The sequence below is a fragment of the Pseudomonas germanica genome (assembly GCF_019614655.1).
Classification (GTDB): domain Bacteria; phylum Pseudomonadota; class Gammaproteobacteria; order Pseudomonadales; family Pseudomonadaceae; genus Aquipseudomonas; species Aquipseudomonas neuropathica.
The window spans coordinates 5,267,293-5,285,239 of record NZ_CP071586.1; the positions used below are offsets into that span (position 1 = coordinate 5,267,293).

The window sequence follows — 17,947 nt, forward strand, 5'->3', positions numbered from 1 at the left end:
GGCTCGCTCCCACATTTGAAATGGGTTTACAGATTGACGACGTTGACGAAGCGCGAAGCAGCGGTCTCGTCGATCTTCAGGCTGGTGAAGTCGAACAGGTTGCGGTCGGCCAGTTGCGACGGGATCACGTTCTGCAGACTGCGGAAGATGCTTTCGGTGCGGCCCGGGGTCTTGCGTTCCCAGTCCTGAAGCATTTCCTTGACTACCTGACGCTGCAGGTTTTCCTGCGAACCGCAGAGGTTGCACGGGATGATCGGGAATTCCTTGAAGTCCGAGTACGCCTGAATGTCTTTCTCGTTGCAGTAGGCCAGCGGACGGATCACCACGTTGCGACCATCGTCGGCGCGCAGCTTCGGCGGCATGGCTTTAAGCGAACCGTTGAAGAACATGTTGAGGAAGAACGTCTCGACGATGTCGTCCCGGTGGTGACCGAGGGCCATTTTCGTCGCGCCAATCTCATCGGCAAAGGTATAAAGCGTGCCGCGACGCAGGCGCGAGCACAGCGAGCAAGTGGTCTTACCTTCCGGGATCAGTTCCTTGACCACCGAGTAGGTGTCTTTCTCGACGATGTGGTACTCGACGCCCAGCTCTTTCAGATAGGCCGGCAGCACATGCTCGGGGAAGCCCGGCTGCTTCTGGTCCATGTTCACCGCGACGATCTCGAACTTGATCGGTGCAACCTTCTGCAGGTGCAGGAGCACGTCGAGCATGGTGTAGCTGTCCTTGCCGCCGGACAGGCAGACCATCACCTTGTCGCCGTCTTCAATCATGTTGAAATCGGCGACCGCTTCGCCGGCCAGGCGGCGCAGGCGCTTTTGCAGTTTGTTCTGGTTGACCGTAAGAGTGCCCATGACGCGAAATCCGTGAGGTGTGACGAAAGGCCGGCATTTTACGCAAAAACCCCGGGGTTGTGGGCACAGGTTGTCGCGGCCAGCCGACGGCGCGTTAACAGACCCCGAGGCGATTACCCGCACTGTTTACAGCGCGATTTGCTCTAAGCTCCTAATACCTGTGCGGGTAAGACCTTTCTATACTGCGGCATAAGGTCGCACACATCTGAAGACCTGTATTTGCTCGGCCACCTTGGCCCGTAGGCGCTCCGCTGGGGGGCGATGGCAATAACAAGAGGAGTGACTGGCATGATCCATCACGTAGTGGGACTTTTTACCCACCCCGATCAGGAATGGAAGGAAATCCGTGGCGACCAAGAGGAAAGCATCAGCCACATGTACCTCACCCACACGCTGATTCTGGCGGCGATCCCCGCTGTCTCGGCGTTTATCGGCACTACTCAGGTTGGCTGGGTGATCGGCAACCGCGCACCGGTGATGCTTACCTTTGAAAGCGCACTGTGGATGACGATCATGTCGTACCTGGCCATGCTCGGCGGGGTCGCGGTCATGGGCGCTTTCGTGCACTGGATGGCGCGTACCTATGACGCCAACCCGAGTCTGGCCCGTTGTGTCGCATTTGCCACTTATACCGCGACACCGTTGTTCGTCGGCGGTCTGGCGGCGCTGTATCCGCATATGTGGCTGGGGATGATCGTCGGTACGGCGGCCATCTGCTACACGGTTTATCTGTTGTATGTGGGGCTGCCGACGTTCATGAATATTCCGTCGGACGAGGGCTTCCTGTTTTCCAGCTCGGTGCTGGCGGTGGGTCTGGTGGTGCTGGTCGCCATCATGGCATTCACCGTGATTGTCTGGGGGCTGGGCGTCGGGCCTGTGTATACGAACTGACTCGACAGGCTGATCACAGGCCGCCGCAAGGCGGCCTTGTCGTTTCAAGGATGACCATTCGGCAGCTCGGCGATTCGCAAGTCCACAGGGTTGCGGCATACTCGACGCCTCTGGAGATCCATCAAGCATGCCCGAGCAACTCAATACCCGCGTCGAAGACTGTTACCAACTCGCTGAAGCCTTTTTCAAACGTTCTTTCCCACGCCCTGTCGTCAGTCTCAAGCTGCGCGGGCAAAAAGCCGGTGTCGCGCATCTGCACGAGAATCTGCTGCGCTTCAATCCGCAGCTGTACCGGGAAAACACCGAACACTTCCTCAAGCAGACCGTGGCCCACGAAGTCGCGCACCTGATCGCCCATCAGTTGTTTGGCGAGCGCATTCAGCCCCACGGCGAGGAATGGCAACTGATCATGCGCGGGGTTTACGAACTGCCGCCGGATCGCTGCCACACCTATGCAATCAAGCGCCGCAGCGTGACCCGCTATATCTACAAATGCCCGTGCGCGGACAGCGATTTTCCGTTTTCGGCGCAGCGCCATAGCCTGGTGCGGCAGGGGCGGCGGTATTTGTGTCGGCGCTGCCGCAACACTTTGGTGTTCAGTGGTGAGATGCGGGTGGAATAGTCAGTTTGTGTCGCCCTGACTGGCCCCATCGCTGGCAAGCCAGCTCCCACAGGTTTAGGTGTCTTACACAGAATCTGTGGACACCTCGAAAACTGTGGGAGCTGGCTTGCCAGCGATGAGGCCAGAACAGGCACTAAAGAATGACTTTGGCCCGGCGCAGCTCTTCAATTTTCGAAGGACTCAACCCCAACTCCCCCAACACCTGATCCGTATGCTGCCCCAACACCGCGCCAACATGCCGCGGCGCCGGCAACGCTTCGGAAAACTTCAACGGACAGGCCATCTGCGCCTGCGTCGTACCATCCTCACGCGGCACCTGCGTCACCAATTCCCGTGCCCGCAACTGCGGATGGCTTACCGCCTCCCCCAGACTCAATACCGGCTCGACACACGCATCAATCCCGGCAAACAACTCGCACAATTCAGCAAAGTCATGTTTTTCAAACTCCACCGTCAGCGCGTATTTCAACGCCCGCTGCTGTTCAGGCTTGGGCGACAGGCCCTGTGCGGCCAACTCCGGCCGCCCCAGCGCCGCACACAATTGCTGCATGAACCCCGGCTCCAGACTGCCCACCGACATCCAGCGTCCATCGCGAGAACGGTAATAATCGTAGAAGCTGCCGCCGTTGAGCATCTGCTCTTCCCACTCTGGCTCTTCGCCGCAAGCCAGATAGCCGGCACCGGCCATTGCATTCAGGCTGAACGCGCAGTCGGTCATGCTTACATCCAGGTGCGTGCCCTGTCCCGTTTGCTGACGGGCAATCACTGCCGCGAGCAGGCCGATCACCCCGTGCAGCGAACCACCCGCCACGTCCGCCACTTGCATGCCCAGCGGCAACGGCCCGCTATCGGCACGGCCGGTGTAACTGGCAAGGCCGGCCAGCGCCAGGTAGTTGATGTCATGCCCGGCGCGATCCTTGTACGGCCCGGTCTGGCCGTAACCGGTGATCGACACGTAGATCAGCTTCGGGTTGATCGCCTTCAGCACTTCATAGCCCAGGCCCAAACGCTCCATGACACCGGGGCGAAACTGCTCGAGGACGATGTCGTAATCGGTCAGCAATTGCTTGACCACGTCCAGCGCCTCGGGCTGTTTGAGGTCCAGGGCCAGGCTGCGCTTGTTGCGATTGAGGTAGGCATGACTGGCCGAAACTCCGCCATCATGCGGCGGCAATACCCGCAGCAGGTCCATGCGCGTTGGTGATTCGATGCGCAGCACTTCAGCGCCCATATCCGCCAGCAACAGCGAGGCGAACGGCCCCGGCAGCAATGTAGAGAAATCGAGGATCTTCAGTGAGGCCAGCGGTGCGGACATGGGCGAACTCCTTGGGCGATGCACTCAGCCTAGGCAGCGATACCGCCTACGGCAATCACCGGAAATGTCAGCGGGTGTGACCGTTACGCTCAAACAGCAGGCAAGAAAAAACCCGCCGAAGCGGGTTTTTCCAGGCAAGCAGTGCTTACTTCACATTGCTTGGGGTTGGGCCTTCAGCCACACCCAGATCATCTTCAGGACGGGTATCAGCGATACCGCGGCCGCCCGAGGCCAGCTCGGTTTGCAGCTGATCGGTATCCAGCTCCTTGACCCACTTGGCAACCACGATGGTGGCTACTGCGTTACCGACCAGGTTGGTCAGTGCGCGGGCTTCGGACATGAAGCGGTCGATACCGAGGATCAGCGCCAGACCGGCCACCGGCAGGTGACCTACCGCCGACAGAGTGGCAGCCAGCACGATGAAGCCCGAACCGGTCACGCCCGCCGCACCTTTGGAGGACAGCAGCAATACCAGCAGCAGGGTGATCTGGTGAGTGATGTCCATGTGAGTGTCGGTCGCCTGAGCGATGAACACGGCCGCCATGGTCAGGTAGATCGAAGTACCGTCGAGGTTGAACGAGTAACCGGTCGGGATCACCAGACCTACTACGGATTTCTTCGCGCCCAGACGCTCCATCTTGATCAGCATGCGTGGCAGTGCCGATTCCGACGAGGACGTGCCCAGTACGATCAACAGTTCTTCACGGATGTAACGCACCAGCTTGAACACGCTGAAACCGTGAGCACGGCAGATCGCACCCAGCACCACCACCACGAACAGGATGCAGGTGATGTAGAAGCAGATCATCAACTGGCCCAGTTGCACCAGCGAGCCGACGCCGTAGGCACCGATGGTGAAGGCCATCGCGCCGAAAGCACCCAGCGGCGCCAGTTTCATGATCATGTTGATGATGTTGAACATCACGTGGGCGAAGCGATCGATCATGTCCAGCAGCGGACGACCGTACGAACCCAGGCGATGCAGGGCGTAGCCGAAGATCACCGAGAACATCAGCACTTGCAGGATGTCACCGGTGGCGAACGCGCCGACGATGGTGTTCGGGATTACATTGAGGAGGAAACCGACAATGCTCTGGTCTTTACTGGCCGTCACATAAGTGGCGATTTTCGAGGCGTCCAGGGTGGTGACGTCGATGTGCATGCCGGCGCCCGGTTGCACAACGTTGACCACGATCAGACCGATCAGCAGGGCAATGGTGGAAACGATTTCGAAGTACAGCAGCGCGTAGCCGCCAGTCTTGCCCACGGATTTCATGTTCTGCATGCCGGCGATGCCGCTGACAACGGTGCAGAAGATGATCGGGGCGATGACCATTTTGATCAGTTTGATGAACCCATCACCCAGCGGCTTGAGGGCCACACCGGTCTGAGGGTAGAAGTGACCAAGCAGGATGCCGATGGCGATGGCAACGATCACCTGGAAATACAGGGATTTGTACAGTGGCTGACGAGTCGTCATTGCAGGTTTCCTCAAGCGTCCCGCGTAGCAACATCCATCTGTTGGCCGCGAAACCTTAATTGCGAACCCTCCTGCACTGGAGGGATTTGTTGTTGGAGCAGCGTTTTCCATCAGGGCTAAACGCACGCTTCTGTGGCTTGTATCGCAAACGTCGTGCCACTTTGGTGCGATTGCCTGCAAGCCTTTTGATATCAGGGATTACACCGTCATGGATGTCACCACTCGGTGACTCAAGTGTGGCGGATTTCCGCCAACTCGCCGCTTCTCGTCCTACAATTTGGCGGAAATCCGCCTTGTAGGCGTGTCCAGCCGCCGGCTACCATCCGGCGCCTGAGGAAGGATCTGCCGCTTATGCGCGAACGCACCATCGCCAGTCATTTCGCCCGTGCCGCCCTCGGTGGCGCGCGCCGCCAAGGGTTCGATTACTCGAGCCTGCTGCTGCAACTGGGCATCAGCCCGGAACTGCTCGACGAGCCGCGCGCACGCATCGCTCCGGAACAATTCACCCGGTTGATTCAGGGCCTGTGGCTGGCGCTGGATGACGAATACCTGGGTTTCGGCAACGCCCCGAGCAAGCCCGGCAGTTTCGCCATGATGTGCCACGCCTCGATTCACTGCCGCAATCTAGAGAAAGCCCTGCAACGGGGTTTATTGTTTTATAGCCTATTCCCCGAAGCCCCGCGCCTGAGCCTGACGCGCGAAGACGAATGGGTGCGTTTGAGCCTCGACGATTCGCAGATGTGCGACCCGGATCACTTTCTCACCGAGAGTTTGCTGGTGATCTGGCATCGCCTCGGCAGTTGGCTGATTGGCCAGCGAATTCGCCTCGAGCAGGCAACTTTCAGCTATCCCCGCCCCGATCACGGCGCTGAATATGACCTGTTGTTCCCCTGCCCGCTGACTTTCGGTACCGAGCAAAGCAGCCTTTTATTCCACAGCCGATATCTGTCTATGCCGCTGTTGCAGGATGAACGCACCCTCAAACACTTCCTCGAACGCTCCCCCGCCGACCTGCTCTCACGCCCGGACGACGGCGACAGCCTGAGCAGCCGCCTGCGCCGTTTGCTCAGTCGCGACACGGCACACTGGCCGGATCTGGAAGCGGTGGCGGCGCACTTGCACATCAGCCCGCAAACGCTGCGCCGGCATTTGCGTGAGGAAGGCAGCAGTTTTCAGGAGTTGAAGGATCAGTTGCGGCGAGATATCGCCATTTATCATTTGGGCCGTGCGGATCTGTCGTTGCAGCAGATTGCCGAGCAGCTCGGATTTTCCGAGCCGTCGGCGTTTCATCGGGCGTTCAAGAAGTGGACCGGGCTGACGCCGGGGGCTTATCGGGCGCAGGAGCAGTGAGGCGCTAAATCAAAAGCCCCTCACCCTAACCCTCTCCCGGAGGGAGAGGGGACTGATTGAGGGATGCTCAAGAAGTACGCCGACCTGAACGCTCTCTACTGAATCCATAATCGACTGGCTATTTCAGGTCGATATAAAACGCCAGACACCCTCAGGGAGAGGGGACTGATTGGGGGATGGTTGAGAAATACGCCGACCTGCAAGCTCTCTATTGAATCCATATTCGACTCAAATCGCTCAGGTCGATCATTTTCGCAAGACACTTCGGTCAGTCCCCTCTACCTCTGGGCGGTCCGACGCTTCGGGAGGGTTAGGGTGAGGGCAACTCCCGATCACACCGCAGGAAAATGAATCCTGAACGCCGCCCCACCCATCGGTGAATCGCCCAACGCGAGTTTGGCGTTGTAGCTTTCAATAATGTCCTTAACCACCGCCAACCCGATCCCCTGCCCCGGATGCTGGGCATCCAGCCGCTCGCCACGCTCGAGAATCCGCGCACGCTGATCCGGCGGCACGCCCGGGCCGTCATCTTCGACGCACAGTTCAATCCCGGCCAGAGTCTCACGCACGCTGATGCGCACCTCGCCCAGGCACAGGCGATAGGCGTTTTCCAGCAAGTTGCCCATCATCTCCAGCAACGCGCCCTGCTCGATCGGCACATAGCAGTGCTCAGGCAGATCGAATGCCACGCGCACATGCTTATCGCGATACACCTTGTCGAGGGTGTCGCAGAGGCTTTTCAGCACCGGTTGCAAGCGCACCTGATGTCGCACCAGTCCGCTTTTGCGCAAGCTGGCCCGTTGCAGTTGATAGCTGATCTGCTGGCTCATGCGTTCGATCTGGCTTTGCAGCACCCAGGCCTGATCGCGCTCTTCGGGACGCTGGGCCATGTCTTCGCTGACACCTTGCAACACCGCCAACGGGGTTTTCAGGCTGTGCGCCAAGTCATCGAGGGAATCGCGATAACGACTGCGCTGCTGGCGCTCGCTGTGCAGCAAACGGTTGAGCGAGCCGGTCAGGCGCAGCAGTTCGCGTGGATGTTGTTCGGTGAGGCTTTCACGGGTGCCGCCTTCGATTTCGTCGAGTTCCTGACTGAGCCGGCGCAAGGCTTTGAGGCCCCAGGTCAGGCCGATCCACAACAGCGCCAGCAACACGAGTAACGCAGCGCCGAAGCCCAGATAGAGATTTTCACGCAGGCCTTCGAGGGTGGTTTCGTACTCGCGCACCGGTTGCAGGGCGACGATGCTGAACGCCGCGCTTTTGCCGCCGAGCAATTTCACTTCAACGTCGTAGACGAAGAATTCCTGGCCGTTGGTTTCACGAATCCGCGCGAACTCGTTACCGAGGCCGTCATAGCGCGGCTTATAGTTGATCTGCTCTTCCTGGGTGGCTTTCGAGCGCCACACCAGATGCCCTTCGCGGTCGTAGATGTAGCCGAGCAAACGGAAGTCGGTGAGATTGAAGCGCTCATCCGGCAGTTGCGTCGGCATCACCAGCCGACCGTTTTCAATGCGCGCGGCCGAGATCAGCGTGGTCACGTCCGAGGCCAGCCGCTGCTCAATGGAATCCTGCAAGGCGAGGCTGAACGCGCCTTGCATCGCCGGCAGCAAGGCAAGCATGAACAATACCGCCAACGTGGTGGCGGCGAGCATCAAGCGAACGCGAAGGGAACGAATCAAGTGCAGCGCTCATTGAACAAGTAGCCGAGGCCGCGCACGGTGTCGATCGGCTTGAACCCGGCCGGGCCTTCGAGTTTTCGGCGCAGACGGCCGACCAGCACTTCGATGACATTTGGATCGCGCTCGTCGTCGTCCGGGTAGAGCTGCTCCATCAAGCGATCCTTGGGTACCACTTGCTGGTGATGACGCATGAGGTATTCGAGGATGCGGTACTCGTAGGCGGTCAGCGCCAGCGGTTGCTCGTCGAGGCTCGCCTGTTTGCGATTGAGGTCGAGCAGCAGCGGCCCGGCGACGATGGTCGACTGGGTGAAACCGCTGGAGCGGCGCAGCAAGGCGTTCAGGCGCGCGTCGAGTTCTTCGAACTGGAACGGCTTGACCACGTAATCGTCGGCGCCGGCGGCGAGGCCTTCGACCTTGTCCTGCCAGTTGCCGCGCGCGGTGAGGATCAGGATCGGGAAGGTCTTGCCCGCCGCGCGCAATTGGCGAATCAGGTCGAGACCGCCCATGCCCGGCAGGCCGAGATCGATCACCGCCAGGTCGAAGTTGAACTGTCCGGTCTGGTACAGCGCCTCTTCGGCATTGGCCACGGACTCGACCACGTGGCCACTTTCCGTCAGGCGGGTTTGCAGGTGATGGCGCAACAGCGCTTCATCTTCGACGACCAACAGTTTCATAACACTCTCCCAGGCAAATCAGAATCTCCAGTCACACACCTGTGGGAGCGAGCCTGCTCGCGAAGGCTGTGTGTCAGTCGATAAATTGATCGACTGATTCACCGCTTTCGCGAGCAGGCTCGCTCCCACATTGAACCTGCTGGCAACTCCTTAGAAATTGTAGTTAGCCGACAGGTAAGTCTGCGCGCTGCTGGTCAAATCCAGCGAACCTTGCTTGCTGCCACCGCGTTCGCTCATCTCGGTGCTGGCATTGCTGCGCAGGTAACGGTAACCGAGTTCGACCGAAGTGTTTTGCGATACTTGTTGCAACACACCGAGCTGACCACCGACGGCGTAACCGATATCACTGTCGCGGCTAAAGCCTGGCGATTCCTGAGTCAGCTTGGTCAAACCCGCCGTCGCGCCACCGAACAACTTGGTGCTGCCGCCTACCGGGTAGAACAGATCGTAGCTGCCCAGCAGGTTTTCCTGACGCAGTTTAATGCCATTGTGCGAGCCCGACACGTTGTCGTAGGTGGCGTAGTAGCGACCCTGGCTGTTTTGCTGACCGAGGCGTACGCCGTAGGTGTTGTTACCGTCGATGGCGCCGGTGGCGTTCGGGTGGTCGAGGTTGTTGTTCAGTGCGTGGGACTTGTCAATCTTGTCGCTGGTCTGGCCGAAGGATAGGCCGGCGAAATTCGAAGTGGTGTCAGCCTGGGCCGCGATACTGGCGCTCATTACGGTCAATGCCAGCAACAGTTTGTTAAAAGTCATGGGTATTTCCTCTTTCACAGTGCTGTTTGGGTATGGCGCAAGGTTACTGACCTCCCCCTGTACCGCCCCTGAACCGTCTCTGAACCTGACCTGAACCAAATGAACTAGGCTGTTTTGACCCTTTATTGTCAGGAGACCCGACCATGCGCCTGTTCCTCGCCCTTACTTTGCTGGCTGTCAGCAGCCTCACTCAGGCTGCGATCAAGACTGAAGAAATCCCCTATCAGAGCGCCGACGGCACGAAACTGATCGGCTACTACGCCTACGACGACGCCATCCAAGGCAAACGCCCGGGTGTCGTCGTGGTGCACGAATGGTGGGGCCTGAACGATTACGCCAAACGCCGCGCACGCGATCTCGCCGCACTTGGCTACAGCGCGTTGGCGATCGACATGTACGGCGAAGGCAAGAACACCGAGCACCCGAAAGACGCGATGGCGTTCATGCAGGCGGCGACTCAGGATGCGGCGGCTTCCAGCAAGCGCTTTGAGGCCGGGCTGAATTTGCTGAAGAAGCAGGCGCAGACCGACGTCAACAAAATCGCCGCCATCGGTTACTGCTTCGGCGGCGGCGTGGTGCTCAACGCCGCGCGACAAGGAGAGCCGCTGGCAGGTGTGGTGAGTTTCCACGGCGCGCTGGCGACCAAGACCCCGGCGACACCCGGCAGTGTGAAGGCGAAGATTCTGGTCGAACACGGTGCGCTGGACAGCATGGTCACTCCAGACAATGTCACGGCGTTCAAGACGGAAATGGACAAGGCTGGCGCTGACTATAAGTTCGTCAGCCTCGACGGCGCCAAGCACGGATTTACCAATCCGGATGCCGATCGCCTGAGCCATGGCGAGCACGGTGGCCCGGACATCGGGTACAACAAGGCAGCGGATGAAAAATCCTGGGCGGACATGAAAGCGTTCTTGCAGAAAATCTTTAGCTGACCCCTCCGCACCTGATCGTTCCCACGCTCCGCGTGGGAATGCAGCCCGGGACGCTCTGCGTCCCAAAGCGAACGCAGAGCGTCCATTGAGGCATTCCCACGCAGAGCGTGGGAACGATCATCTCGACCTTGTCTCGACTAACCGGCAAAATGCCCGCCATGAATCTCACCCCCGCCCTCCCCGCCTGCTGCACCGCGCTCGACAGCCACTGGCCGTTGCCGACGGTGTTGCCTGATACCGTGCTGCTCAGCACCCATTTCGATCCGGCACAACTGCTCGGCGATGATTTCCAGCGCAGCGCCGTCGTTGCCCCGCCAAGCATTCAGCGCTCGGTGGCCAAACGTCAGGCGGAATTCCTCGCCGGGCGGATTTGCGCCCGTGCAGCGTTGCAGCAACTGGAAGGCAGCAGCGTTGTGCCAGCGATTGGTGAAGACCGCGCGCCGATATGGCCCGCGCATATCTGCGGCTCGATCACGCACAGCACCGGACGCGCGGCAGCGATTGTCGCCAACAAAAGGCACTGGCGCGGTTTGGGCATGGATCTGGAAAACCTGCTCGACACCGAACGTGCCGAGCGGCTGGCTGGGGAGATTCTGACGCCACCTGAAATGCAACGCATGACGGCCGCCTCGCGGGATCAGTTGGCGCTGTGGGTGACGCTGACATTTTCGGTGAAGGAAAGTCTGTTCAAAGCGCTGTACCCGATTGTGCAGAAGCGCTTTTATTTCGAGCACGCTGAAGTGCTGGAGTGGACTGAAGCGGGTCAAGTGAGGTTGCGGCTGTTGGCGGACTTGTCGGCCGAGTGGCGTAACGGCGTTGAACTGGAGGCGCAGTTCGGGGTGCGGGATGGGCAGTTGTTGAGTCTGGTCAGCATCAAAGCCTGAAGATTTGTGTTGCGGGCGCTCGCGCTTTCGCGAGCAGGCTCACTCCTACATTTGAAATGCGTTCCCCTGTAGGAGTGAGCCTGCTCGCGATGAGGCCTGCCGAACCAACACAAGACTCAACGGCGTTCCTGATTCCTCGGCCAACTCAGGCTAAAGCAAGCCCCACCCAGACTCTTGCTCTTGCCAATGATCGCCCGGCCGTCATGCCAGTGAATGATCCGTCGCACAATCGACAAGCCCAGGCCATGCCCGCCCGACGCCCGCGTACGGCTGTCATCCAGGCGTAGAAACGGCGTGAAAATCCGCTCCCACGCTACTTCCGGCACGCCCGGGCCGTCATCTTCGACATCCACGCGACAGCGCAATTGCCCGACCTGATAACTCACCGTCACCTTCGAGCGTGCGTGGCGCATGGCGTTGCTCACCAGATTCTGCAATGCCCGGTGCAGATAACGCGGCTCGGCCTCGACCCAGGCATCATCGTTATCGGCGGCAGACAGGCACAATCCCCGCTGCACGGTGACTTCGGCGCGCAACGGCGCCAGCTCTTCAATCACCTGATTGACCAGCGCATCCAGATCGATGCGCTGGAACGTCAGCGCCGGCGAACCCTGCTCCAGTCGCGCATAGGTGAGCATTTCATCGACCAGCTTATCGAGGTCTTCGATGTCGTGATCCATGCCTTCGCGGTATTTCTCCAGCGCTTGCGGGGTGGTCGCCGAGCCAATCATTTCCAGACCGAAACGCAGACGCGCCACCGGCGTGCGAAGTTCATGAGAGACCGCACGCACCAGTTCGCGCTGGATTGCCAGTAGCTGCTGCAAGTGCTCGGCCATGCCGTTGAACGCCGCCGCCAGACGCCCGACCGAGTCGGCACCGCGCGCCGGCACACGAGTTTCCAGGCTGCCCTTGGCAATGCGCGTGGCCGCCGCTTCGAGGCCGCGTAAACGGCGTTCGAGCTGGCGCACCAACAGATAAACAATGAGGCCGATCAGGGTCAGGCCGAGTGCCGCAATCAGCACCAGCCATTCCGGCGGATACGGGTTCATCTGATACAGCGGCCCGATTTCCAGCACCCACGGCGTGCCGACCATGCCGGCAAACACGCGGATCGAATCGCCGCCCTTGCCCAGCGCCATCACCGTGTCGCCTTCGGCCACGCGGCGGCTCTGGTCTTCGTCCATGTCGGCGTCATTCACCGTGACCAGGCGCAAATCGAAACCGAAGCCCTTCTCGTCCTTTATCTGTGCGAGGCGCTTGGGTTGCTCGGCGACCGGCACGCGCACCAGTTCATCGGCCAGCAGGTAAATGGTTGCGCGGGCCAGTTGCTCGCTGATTTGCTGAACTTCACCCACCAGTACGAGCTGTTCCTTGTCGCTGACCATCCGGTAAACCTTCGCTGCGTGCGGACCGGTCTGCTCGACCAACGCCTGCCCCCGTTGCACGCGGGTGCGCTGGGTCAGATCGAGATCGGTCTCGGCGAACTTCTTCAGCGCCAGCGGAATCCCCAGCAAACGCTCCCACACCAGCAACGCGCGATGGCGCTCGGTTTCATTCATCGGTTGCAGGTTGCCGGCCATCAGCGAGAACGTGCCGTGTGCCAGCCGCTCGCGATACTGCTCGCTGCGCACCTGATTGAGCAGATTCAGCGCCAGCACGCCGAGCACCGCCACCAGAATCAGCGCTGCGCACATGCCGCCGTAGATGCGCAGGAAGATCGAGTTCACAGCGGCAGATCTACGCAGGCTTCAGGAACGAACAGATAACCTTTGCTGCGAATGGTCTTGATCAGGCGTGGATGGTCGGGGTCGTCGCCGATTTTCGGGCGGATGCGCGAGATGCGCACATCAATCGAACGGTCCTGACCGTCATAGCCGATGCCGCGCAGTGCAGTGAAGATTTCTTCGCGGGACAGAATCCGCCCGGCGTTGGACACCAGCAGCCAGAGCAGATCGAATTCGGCGCTGGTCAGCTCGATGCCGTTGTCGCTCAGCCACGCTTCGCGCAAGGCGTTGTCGACCACCAGCGGGCCAAATTGCAGACGGCGGGATTTTTCGGCGAGCGGTTCAGGTGTATCGCTACGGCGCAGCAACGCTTGAATGCGCGCCAGCAACAGCCGTGGGCGCACCGGTTTGCACACGTAATCGTCGGCACCGAGGTCGAGGCCCTGAATCTGATCGGCATCGTCAGTGCGTGCGGTGAGCATCAGAATCGGCCCGTCATACTGATTGCGCACCTTGCGACAGATGCTCAGGCCATCTTCGCCCGGCAGCATCAGATCGAGGATCACCAGATCCGGCTGCTCCTTGATGATCCGCGCCGCCGCCAGCGCCCCGTTGCCTTCGATATTCACGCGCAGTCCATTGGCTTGCAGGTAGTCGCGCGTCAATTCGGCCAGCCGCTGGTCATCCTCGACGATCAATACCTCAAAGGCTTGTTGCTCCACCGGTGACCTCTGCTTTCTATTGTTATTAATAAAAGGAAGGCGATTGCCCGGACACACAATCCCCTGTAGGAGCTGTCGAGTGAAACGAGGCTGCGATCTTTTGATCTTGCTTTTCAAGATCAGGATCAAAAGATCGCAGCCTTCGGCAGCTCCTACAGGGGTACGCGATATTCAGCGTGATCCTCCCGTCCTTTTGTCATGTTTCTGGAGGATAAGAATGCCTGCGCATGGGCCGATTGTATAAACGGCGTCCAGCCAGAACACAAGTCGGTAAATGCGTTCGGACAAGGCAGTTTTTTGTGATAGGGTTCGCGCCCTTAAAAATCCGCTGAAGCGTTTTTCCCGGTGAAAAAACAGTGACAGACGGTCTAGCTCAGCAGGTTCGCGGCCTACACGCGAATTCCGGATTTCTTACACAATTTACGCACAGGTTTATCCACAGCTAGTACGTTGCAAGCACCCGTGAAACGCATTATCTTGTAGCACGGCGCAGGGAGAGACCCCACATATAGGGTTTTCCGCTTAAACGCCCAACCACATTTCAGACCTGAAACTCAAGCGATTTATTGCCTGTTTCCGGTTGAACCCAGCAAGTTTTTCAAAGCCCAAACCGCACTTGCGGATGGCACCGTTTTTTACCTCGCAGCGGCGAGAACGGTACGGGTGTTGCAGTCATTACTGTCACCTGGGAAGGAATCCGGCTCGAGCCCTGGCTCGTAGCCAAAAACTTCGGCAAGGATGCGGCTTCATCAGCCTTTTTTCCTACTGTCCCGAAGTTGTTATACCCGACGCCCGTCGGCTGTAGTGCTTCTGGACAGAACGGTGGGCACCATGATGGTGCCCAAACAAACATAGAGAATGTGGAGACCACCCCCCATGCAAACCGACACAACTCGCGAGAACCCGCAGGGCACCTTGCCGCAGGCCGCTGATTCGAATTCGGATCTGGCAGCCACCGCGCCTGGTCAACTGCGCGTGATCAAGCGCAATGGCACTGTCGTTCCTTACACCGATGACAAGATCACCGTCGCTATCACCAAAGCGTTCCTCGCAGTTGAAGGCGGCACCGCTGCCGCTTCGTCGCGAATCCATGACACCGTTGCCCGTCTGACCGAACAGGTCACCGCGACCTTCAAGCGTCGCATGCCGTCGGGTGGCACCATCCACATCGAAGAAATCCAGGACCAGGTCGAACTGGCCCTGATGCGTGCCGGTGAGCAGAAAGTCGCTCGCGACTACGTGATCTACCGTGACGGTCGTTCGAAAGAACGTGCTGCCCACGCGCCGGCCGAAGAAGCGGTCAACGCTCACCCGTCGATCCGTATTACCCGTGCCGACGGCAGCCTGGCGCCGCTCGACATGGGCCGCCTGAACACCATCGTCACCGAGGCCTGCGAAGGTCTGGAAGAAGTCGACGGCGACCTGATCCAGCGCGAAACCCTGAAAAACCTGTACGACGGCGTGGCCCTGACCGACGTCAACACCGCCCTGGTGATGACCGCCCGTACCCTGGTCGAGCGTGAGCCGAACTACTCGTTCGTGACTGCCCGCCTGCTGATGGACACCCTGCGTGCCGAAGGTCTGGGTTTCCTCGGTGTGGCCGAAAGCGCCACTCACCACGAAATGGCCGACCTGTACGCCAAGGCACTGCCGGCTTACATCGCCAAAGGTATCGAGTTCGAACTGCTGAACCCTGTGCTGGCTTCCTTCGACCTGGAAAAACTGGGCAAGGCGATCAACCACGAGCGTGATCAGCAATTCACCTACCTGGGCCTGCAAACCCTGTACGACCGTTACTTCATCCACAAGGATGGCGTGCGTTTCGAACTGCCGCAGATCTTCTTCATGCGCGTGGCCATGGGCCTGGCGATCGAAGAGAAGCAGAAAGAAGACCGTGCGATCGAGTTCTACAACCTGCTGTCTTCCTTCGACTACATGTCGTCGACCCCGACCCTGTTCAACGCCGGTACCCTGCGTCCACAGCTGTCGAGCTGCTACCTGACCACCGTGCCGGATGACCTGTCGGGCATCTACCACGCGATCCACGACAACGCCATGTTGTCGAAATTCGCCGGTGGCCTGGGCAACGACTGGACGCCTGTTCGCGCTCTGGGTTCGTACATCAAGGGCACAAACGGCAAGTCGCAAGGCGTTGTGCCGTTCCTCAAAGTGGTGAACGACACCGCTGTAGCCGTTAACCAGGGTGGCAAGCGCAAAGGCGCTGTCTGTGCCTACCTGGAAACCTGGCACATGGACATCGAAGAGTTCATCGAACTGCGCAAGAACACCGGTGATGATCGTCGTCGTACCCACGACATGAACACCGCCAACTGGATCCCTGACCTGTTCATGAAGCGTGTTTTCGATGACGGCAAGTGGACCCTGTTCTCGCCATCCGAAGTACCGGACCTGCACGACCTGACCGGCAAAGCCTTCGAAGAGCGCTACGAGTACTACGAAGCGCTGACCGAATACCCAGGCAAGGTCAAACTGTTCAAGACCATCCAGGCCAAAGACCTGTGGCGCAAAATGCTCTCCATGCTGTTTGAAACCGGCCACCCATGGCTGACCTTCAAAGACCCGTGCAACCTGCGCAGCCCGCAGCAGCACGTCGGCGTGGTTCACAGCTCGAACCTGTGCACCGAAATCACCTTGAACACCAACAAGGACGAGATCGCCGTTTGCAACCTGGGCTCGATCAACCTGCCGAACCACATCGTTGACGGCAAGCTGGACACCGCCAAGCTGCAACGTACCGTGAACACCGCTGTACGCATGCTCGATAACGTTATCGACATCAACTACTACTCGGTGCCACAAGCGAAGAACTCCAACTTCAAGCACCGTCCGGTCGGTCTGGGCATCATGGGCTTCCAGGACGCTTTGTACCTGCAGCACATTCCTTACGGTTCCGACGCTGCCGTCGAGTTCGCCGACAAGTCGATGGAAGCGGTCAGCTACTACGCGATCCAGGCTTCCTGCGACCTGGCTGACGAGCGTGGCGCGTACGAGACATTCCAGGGTTCGCTGTGGTCCAAAGGCATCCTGCCGCTGGATTCGCAACAGATCCTGATCGAAGCCCGTGGCCAGAAGTACATCGATGTCGACCTGAACGAAACCCTCGACTGGGCACCGGTTCGCGCCCGTGTACAGAAAGGTATTCGTAACTCGAACATCATGGCCATCGCACCGACCGCGACCATCGCCAACATCACCGGCGTCTCGCAGTCGATCGAACCGACCTACCAGAACCTGTATGTGAAATCGAACCTGTCGGGCGAATTCACCGTGATCAACCCGTACCTGGTTCGCGACCTGAAAGCTCGCGGTCTGTGGGACTCGGTCATGATCAACGACCTGAAGTACTACGACGGTTCGGTTCAGCAGATCGAGCGCATCCCGCAAGAACTCAAAGAGCTCTACGCGACCGCGTTCGAAGTGGACACCAAGTGGATCGTTGACGCGGCCAGCCGTCGTCAGAAGTGGATCGACCAGGCCCAGTCGCTGAACCTGTACATCGCCGGCGCATCGGGCAAGAAGCTCGACGTGACCTACCGCATGGCCTGGTACCGTGGCCTGAAAACCACTTACTACCTCCGTGCCCTGGCCGCGACCAGCACCGAGAAGTCGACCATCAACACCGGCAAGCTGAACGCTGTTTCCAGCGGCGGCAACCACGGCGACGATTCGGTTCTGGCAGCACCTGCCGGTCCTGCTCCAGTGCCAAAGGCTTGCGCGATCGACGAGCCGGATTGCGAAGCTTGCCAATAAGCTGAGCTGAATCAGGCGTTGCGAGACGCCTGATTCTTCCAGGCAAAATAAACCCCCCGACAGACTTCTGGTGTGTCGGGGGTTTTCTTTTGGGCGCCGTTTACCTTCGGCAGCGCTTACAGAAGTTGAGTACATCTGGCAGAGGCTGCCTGGCTCTCAGGTTGCCTTCGCGAGCAAGCTCGCTCCCACAGTGGGATTGGGAGTGTGCAATCGGAGATTGGTCGGAGTGAGTCGCTGTAAGAGCGAACCGCCAGCCGCAGCACCCGAAGCAACGGATATACACCCAATCAAAACAG

General features: G+C 59.4%; 14 protein-coding genes. 6 read left to right on the forward strand and 8 right to left on the reverse strand.

All coding sequences use genetic code 11. The features are described from left to right. Window positions 1-26 precede the first annotated feature (26 nt). A complete protein-coding gene (ttcA, locus tag J0G10_RS23320) occupies window positions 27-851 on the reverse strand; it encodes a tRNA 2-thiocytidine(32) synthetase TtcA (protein WP_093442168.1) in 825 nt (274 codons plus the stop codon). Between the two features lie 288 nt (window positions 852-1,139). Between ttcA and J0G10_RS23325 the strand changes: the two genes are divergently transcribed. Continuing rightward, window positions 1,140-1,742, forward strand: coding sequence for a Yip1 family protein (locus tag J0G10_RS23325; protein ID WP_016773629.1), 603 nt, complete (start codon window positions 1,140-1,142; stop codon window positions 1,740-1,742). A 127-nt stretch (window positions 1,743-1,869) separates the two neighbouring features. Then, window positions 1,870-2,364: a SprT family zinc-dependent metalloprotease gene (locus J0G10_RS23330; RefSeq protein ID WP_095051057.1), complete on the forward strand. Its 495-nt coding sequence runs from the start codon at window positions 1,870-1,872 to the stop codon at window positions 2,362-2,364. Window positions 2,365-2,497: 133 nt separating this feature from the next. Here J0G10_RS23330 and J0G10_RS23335 read toward each other — a convergent pair whose 3' ends face one another. Continuing rightward, complete coding sequence (locus tag J0G10_RS23335; protein WP_220556854.1) at window positions 2,498-3,679, reverse strand: CaiB/BaiF CoA transferase family protein; 1,182 nt, start codon at window positions 3,677-3,679, stop codon at window positions 2,498-2,500. Between the two features lie 145 nt (window positions 3,680-3,824). Then, the gene (locus tag J0G10_RS23340; RefSeq protein ID WP_095123044.1) at window positions 3,825-5,159 is read right to left on the reverse strand and encodes a dicarboxylate/amino acid:cation symporter; all 1,335 of its coding nucleotides are present in this window, start codon (window positions 5,157-5,159) and stop codon (window positions 3,825-3,827) included. Between the two features lie 351 nt (window positions 5,160-5,510). Between J0G10_RS23340 and J0G10_RS23345 the strand changes: the two genes are divergently transcribed. Next, window positions 5,511-6,509 carry an AraC family transcriptional regulator gene (locus tag J0G10_RS23345; protein ID WP_220556855.1) on the forward strand — a complete coding sequence of 333 codons (999 nt, stop codon included), beginning with the start codon at window positions 5,511-5,513 and terminating at the stop codon, window positions 6,507-6,509. A gap of 332 nt (window positions 6,510-6,841) precedes the next feature. On the opposite strand, the gene J0G10_RS23350 is transcribed toward J0G10_RS23345, so the two are convergent. The 3 genes from J0G10_RS23350 to J0G10_RS23360 all read right to left on the reverse strand — a co-directional run bounded on the left by J0G10_RS23350 (window position 6,842) and on the right by J0G10_RS23360 (window position 9,615). Further along, window positions 6,842-8,188, reverse strand: coding sequence for an ATP-binding protein (locus J0G10_RS23350; RefSeq protein WP_095051103.1), 1,347 nt, complete (start codon window positions 8,186-8,188; stop codon window positions 6,842-6,844). Continuing rightward, entirely contained in the window at window positions 8,185-8,862 is a 678-nt protein-coding gene (locus J0G10_RS23355; RefSeq protein ID WP_093442145.1) for a response regulator transcription factor, read from the reverse strand. Before J0G10_RS23355 ends, J0G10_RS23350 begins: the two co-directional genes overlap by 4 nt. Window positions 8,863-9,012: 150 nt before the next feature. Further along, the gene (locus J0G10_RS23360; protein ID WP_095051104.1) at window positions 9,013-9,615 is read right to left on the reverse strand and encodes a porin family protein; all 603 of its coding nucleotides are present in this window, start codon (window positions 9,613-9,615) and stop codon (window positions 9,013-9,015) included. A gap of 143 nt (window positions 9,616-9,758) precedes the next feature. Here J0G10_RS23360 and J0G10_RS23365 point away from each other — a divergent pair, with 143 nt between their 5' ends. Together J0G10_RS23365 and J0G10_RS23370 are read left to right on the forward strand one after the other, a co-directional pair. Further along, the gene (locus J0G10_RS23365; protein WP_095051105.1) at window positions 9,759-10,550 is read left to right on the forward strand and encodes a dienelactone hydrolase family protein; all 792 of its coding nucleotides are present in this window, start codon (window positions 9,759-9,761) and stop codon (window positions 10,548-10,550) included. Between the two features lie 158 nt (window positions 10,551-10,708). After that, window positions 10,709-11,434 carry a 4'-phosphopantetheinyl transferase family protein gene (locus J0G10_RS23370; RefSeq protein ID WP_095051116.1) on the forward strand — a complete coding sequence of 242 codons (726 nt, stop codon included), beginning with the start codon at window positions 10,709-10,711 and terminating at the stop codon, window positions 11,432-11,434. A gap of 116 nt (window positions 11,435-11,550) precedes the next feature. Here the strand turns inward: J0G10_RS23370 and J0G10_RS23375 are convergent, their stop codons facing one another. Then, on the reverse strand, window positions 11,551-13,161 hold the full coding sequence (locus tag J0G10_RS23375) for an ATP-binding protein (RefSeq protein WP_095051106.1): 1,611 nt from the start codon (window positions 13,159-13,161) through the stop codon (window positions 11,551-11,553). Next, window positions 13,158-13,880: a response regulator gene (locus J0G10_RS23380; protein ID WP_095051107.1), complete on the reverse strand. Its 723-nt coding sequence runs from the start codon at window positions 13,878-13,880 to the stop codon at window positions 13,158-13,160. The genes J0G10_RS23375 and J0G10_RS23380 overlap by 4 nt, the downstream gene beginning before the upstream one ends. Before the next feature lie 876 nt (window positions 13,881-14,756). On the opposite strand from J0G10_RS23380, the gene J0G10_RS23385 reads away from it, so the two are divergent. Continuing rightward, window positions 14,757-17,651, forward strand: coding sequence for a ribonucleoside-diphosphate reductase subunit alpha (locus J0G10_RS23385; RefSeq protein ID WP_095051108.1), 2,895 nt, complete (start codon window positions 14,757-14,759; stop codon window positions 17,649-17,651). Window positions 17,652-17,947: the final 296 nt, after the last annotated feature.